This window comes from Candidatus Poribacteria bacterium, assembly GCA_009839745.1.
Lineage (GTDB): Bacteria > Poribacteria > WGA-4E > WGA-4E > WGA-3G > WGA-3G.
In genome coordinates this window covers 1-4,237 of record VXPE01000118.1, presented here as the reverse complement: position 1 = coordinate 4,237, position 4,237 = coordinate 1, and the positions used below count along the sequence as shown (strand labels likewise).

The following is a 4,237-nucleotide window of genomic DNA, read 5'->3' as shown; positions in this document are numbered from 1 at the left end:
ATAAAGGATATCCCATGGATTTACAACTCATTACTAACTGGCAACTTGGGTTATTTTAATGCTTCTACCGCGGCGCACGAACTGGGACACGCTTTTGGCTTGGAGCACGATTTTCGGGGTGATGATAACATTATGCGCGCTGGTCGTAGTAGGCGATTATCAAGATGTGCAGCAGAATGGTTGGATGTCAACCCACACTTCAACCCCGACCGAGCCCCCCGGCATGGACAAACGCACGATAACACTACGATTGAGATGCTTCCACCGAGTCTCGTATTGCCTCCGAATACTATCCGCCTTCGCTTCAAGATAACCGATCCCGATGGGCTTCACCAAGTGCAGCTACACACAAATGGTCTGTTCACGGCTTGTCAAAACTTAAACGGAAAAACGAACGACACTGTTGACTTTACTCTTCCCTCTTTAAAAACGAAGGTGATAAGGTCGGAGGTTTCGTATGGACGCTTGGAGATATTTCGCCCACCAGCGGGGACATCAATGAATGTCTCAATAGGATTGGTATGACCACAGGCGATGTCAACGACCATTCGGCTTATGCCCTGTTTTCGCTGCCATCCGATGCTGATCGAACGGGGGTGCGAATGAGCGTCGGCAGTGATGATGCTATCAAAGTCTGGCTCAACGGAGAAGTGGTTCACAAAAACGCTGTGAACCGACCCGCGAGCGATTTTCAGGACACATTTCAAGTGGATCTGAAGAAAGGCGATAACCGCTTACTCGTGAAGGTCAGTGAGCGCGCCGGAGCTTGGCGTATGTTCGTAGGTATAGATCGGGTTGAAAGCACACAGAATGCTGATATAACTGCGGATGTCAATGGTGATGGTGTGGTGAACATACAGGATTTGGTGTCAGTCGCCTCACGTTTGGGACACGCCGGGCAGCATGCCGCAGATGTCAATCGGGACGGTGTCGTTAATATTCAGGATCTGGTATTGGTGGCGGGTGAGTTAGGGGGTGCTGCGGCCGCGCCTTCAGCCTGGCATGCTGCTTCGGCGGAACTACCATCCCGCGCCAGAATAGAGCAGTGGTTGGCAGCAGCGTATCGCGTGCGGCGTACGGATGCTCGGTTGCAACGGGGGATTGATTGGCTCGAACGCCTCTTGGTAGCGTTACCGCCCAAAAAGATGGCTTTGTTGACGAATTACCCGAACCCATTCAACCCTGAAACCTGGATACCGTATCAGTTGTCGGAGCCTGCGGCGGTGACGATACGTATCTATTCTGTGAAGGGTAACTTGGTGCGGACGTTGGTATTGGGGCATCAGCCTGCGGGTATGTATCATCGCAAAAGTCGCGCGGCGTATTGGGATGGCAGAAACACACAAGGCGAGAAAGTGGCAAGTGGACTCTATTTTTATACACTCTCAACGGGCGATTTCACAGCAACGCGGAAGATGCTCATAAGGAAATAGTATCATTTGACATATTTCGAAAAAATATGATATACTATTTTTAGCATGCGTGAGTATCTTAGGTCAATAAGAAAGAAAATAGAGCGTGAAGTCAGAAAGGGGAACGGCAGTGAACGACAACCAACTGACGACAAAAGATATGTTCGAGATATTGCGATCTGATATTTCGGAAGTCAAAACACAGGTGGCATCTGATATTTCGGAAGTTAAAACAGAGATTTCAGGTGTCCGATCGGACATACGCGCTTTAGATGATCGGCTTCGGAGAGTTGAAGAAACTGTTGCTGGGACAAAAGCTGTCGCTACGTATCAGAGACAGTTGGTCGACTGGCTATTCCGGATCGCCGCGGTGATAGGTGTCGGCGGGGCACTCAAGGCGTTCCTTTCCTAATCTAATACTGTCTTACGTTTATAGTAGCCTTAGAATTAATTTAGGCATTTTTTGCGTAGGTCCTATGCAAATCAAACATCCAACCTATACTGATACCCTATCTGTATGTCAACCATTCTAAAATCTATAGGACTTACGCAATGAATTGCGCCACTACAAATCGATACGCTTTGGAGGCATCCCTTATTGATAAAGAAGTCTGCGCTCGTAGTGCGGTGATTTATCGCCTCTCTGCGTAAGTCCTACTATACTATACAAACGTGAGTTTGATAAAAGTGGGATGTCGGGTTTCGCTACCGTTATTGCCCCGGAAACGTGCCTTAAAAAGGGGAGATTCGTCCAACTTACGTTTTTTTCGGCGTATTTACCGCTCTACCTGGGGAAACACCCAAGCAAAAACACCTACAGATTTATTTTCAAACTCACATTATACAAGGAAATAACAATGAGCAGAAGTAATGTATTATGGGTCGATGAAAAAACGCTTTCAAAAGATATAAGTGGAAAAGTTTATATCGTAACGGGTGCTAACTCCGGCGTTGGTTTTGAAACCACAAGGCAATTAGTCAAACAAGGTGGTCATGTAATAATGGCATGTAGAAGACCCGATGCAGGAGAGGAGGTGGCTAAAAGTTTTACTGGGTTAAAAGGGAGTTATGCGGTCATGAGATTAGACCTTGCTGACTTGGCGTCAGTAAGAAATTTTGTTGCCGAATTCTTAAAGAAATATGATAAACTGGATGCTTTAGTATGCAATGCAGGGCTCGTGACCTTTGGCAGCGAGATCGAACGGACGAAAGATGGATTTGAGATGGCTATAGGCGTTAGTTATTTCGGTCACTTCCTACTGACTGAATTATTGCTTGATATATTGAAGAAAAGTGCGCCATCAAGAGTGGCGATTGTTTCGTCTGTTGTTCATGCAGGAAATCAACGAAACCGACCCACTGTGCATTTGGAGGACTTGAATTTTAACACCAGGAAATTCAATAATTTCGCTGCTTACGGCGAGGCTAAAGTTGCTGTTATATTATATGCAATGGAGCTTGCGAAACGACTGGAAGGCACAGGTGTGACAACAGCCTCTGTTCACCCGGGTTGGGCACGATCAAACTTTGGAGGCAATCATTGGATTATGAAAATCATGAGAGTGGTGATGGCACCCTTGAGCCCTTTCATCACTGACAGTAATGAAGAAGCAGCTCAAACATCACTCCACTGTTTGCTCTCTGATGATGCACCAAACCATTCAGGGGCGTATTTTAGCCAAAGCAGCGTGCTGTATAGAGACAAAGAATGTAAAAATGGCGGTTGGCCCATGACATCTCCAAATCCAAATGCCAGAAATATGGATACTGCAAAGAAATTAGTTGATTTAAGTTATAAATTGGTTGGATTAACCTAAATTCCAGAAACAAAAGGAGCAAATATGTTAACAGAAAAAGAGAAAACTGAAGGATGGATATCCCTGTTCGATGGGGAGACACTCAACGGTTGGGGAGCCACCGGAAATGCCGAAGGGTGGGTTATTGATGATGGTAGTATTCTCTGCACCGTTCAGGGTGGAAAATACCTCTACACCGAACAACACTACGACAACTTCATACTGGCACTCGACTTCAAAACCGAGCCGAAAGTCAATAGCGGAATCTTTGTCCGATGGGCAGATCTGGAGGACGCCGTTCAGAGCGGACTTGAAATCCAGATTTTAGATACATACGGCAAGGCACCGACCGATAGCCACGACTGCGGCGCACTCTACGATGCCTTGGGACCGACCCGGAACACCTGTAAGCCCGCTGGGGAGTGGAATCAAATGAGCATCACATGCGATGGAAGTACCATTGCTGTGACACTCAACGGCGAAGAAATTGTCCGCGCAGATTTGGACGAGTGGGACACACCGCACCAAAATCCCGATGGAAGCCGGAACAAATTTGGTATTGCCCTCAAAGATTTCCCGCGGAGTGGACATATCGGTATCCAAGACCACGGTGGGAAAATTTGGTGCAGAAACATTAAAGTCAAACCGCTATAGAAATAATAGTTTGGACAATTTCGGTCAGGTTCATACCTTGTTTTCAAGGTATGTCTGATTTTTCTCGAGGGTTCTCACACATACCCAACTCTGAAAAAATAAACTCGGAGGCCCCAAAGGCAAGCCCCAGCGGGGCGATATGTTTATAGAAACGCCATACCCTACACCAGGCAAGCCCCAGCGGGGCGATATGTGTATTCTTAAAAAAAATTGTCCAAAGTTTAGTATAGAAACTAAAGTTTGGACAATATTATGATATTCAAGCTGCCTTGTCGAAAGGCAGTGGGGGCTCTTGTTGTTGAAAGGTCTGAATATTCTGCGAGTTTGTATTTTCAGTGGAACTCGTAGAAAATCCCAACTCCCTGATTTGTGCCT

At 46.4% G+C, this 4,237-nt stretch carries 4 protein-coding genes; all 4 read left to right on the top strand.

Annotated features, from left to right (window positions below; all coding sequences use genetic code 11):
• The first annotated feature begins 521 nt into the window (after positions 1 to 521).
• The 4 genes from F4X88_18645 (at position 522) to F4X88_18630 (ending at position 3,862) form a co-directional block, all read left to right on the top strand.
• On the top strand, positions 522 to 1,433 hold the full coding sequence (locus F4X88_18645) for a T9SS type A sorting domain-containing protein (GenBank protein MYA58308.1): 912 nt from the start codon (positions 522 to 524) through the stop codon (positions 1,431 to 1,433).
• A gap of 109 nt (positions 1,434 to 1,542) precedes the next feature.
• Positions 1,543 to 1,824: a hypothetical protein gene (locus F4X88_18640; GenBank protein MYA58307.1), complete on the top strand. Its 282-nt coding sequence runs from the start codon at positions 1,543 to 1,545 to the stop codon at positions 1,822 to 1,824.
• A 445-nt stretch (positions 1,825 to 2,269) separates the two neighbouring features.
• The gene (locus tag F4X88_18635; GenBank protein MYA58306.1) at positions 2,270 to 3,229 is read left to right on the top strand and encodes an SDR family NAD(P)-dependent oxidoreductase; all 960 of its coding nucleotides are present in this window, start codon (positions 2,270 to 2,272) and stop codon (positions 3,227 to 3,229) included.
• A 24-nt stretch (positions 3,230 to 3,253) separates the two neighbouring features.
• The gene (locus F4X88_18630; GenBank protein ID MYA58305.1) at positions 3,254 to 3,862 is read left to right on the top strand and encodes a DUF1080 domain-containing protein; all 609 of its coding nucleotides are present in this window, start codon (positions 3,254 to 3,256) and stop codon (positions 3,860 to 3,862) included.
• Positions 3,863 to 4,237 lie beyond the last annotated feature (375 nt).

Excerpts from the sequence above, each read along its gene's own strand:
- F4X88_18630 (MYA58305.1), top strand. The coding sequence starts at position 3,254 with ATGTTAACAGAAAAAGAGAAAACTGAAGGATGGATATCCCTGTTCGAT.
- F4X88_18645 (MYA58308.1), top strand. The coding sequence starts at position 522 with ATGACCACAGGCGATGTCAACGACCATTCGGCTTATGCCCTGTTTTCG.
- F4X88_18635 (MYA58306.1), top strand. The coding sequence starts at position 2,270 with ATGAGCAGAAGTAATGTATTATGGGTCGATGAAAAAACGCTTTCAAAA.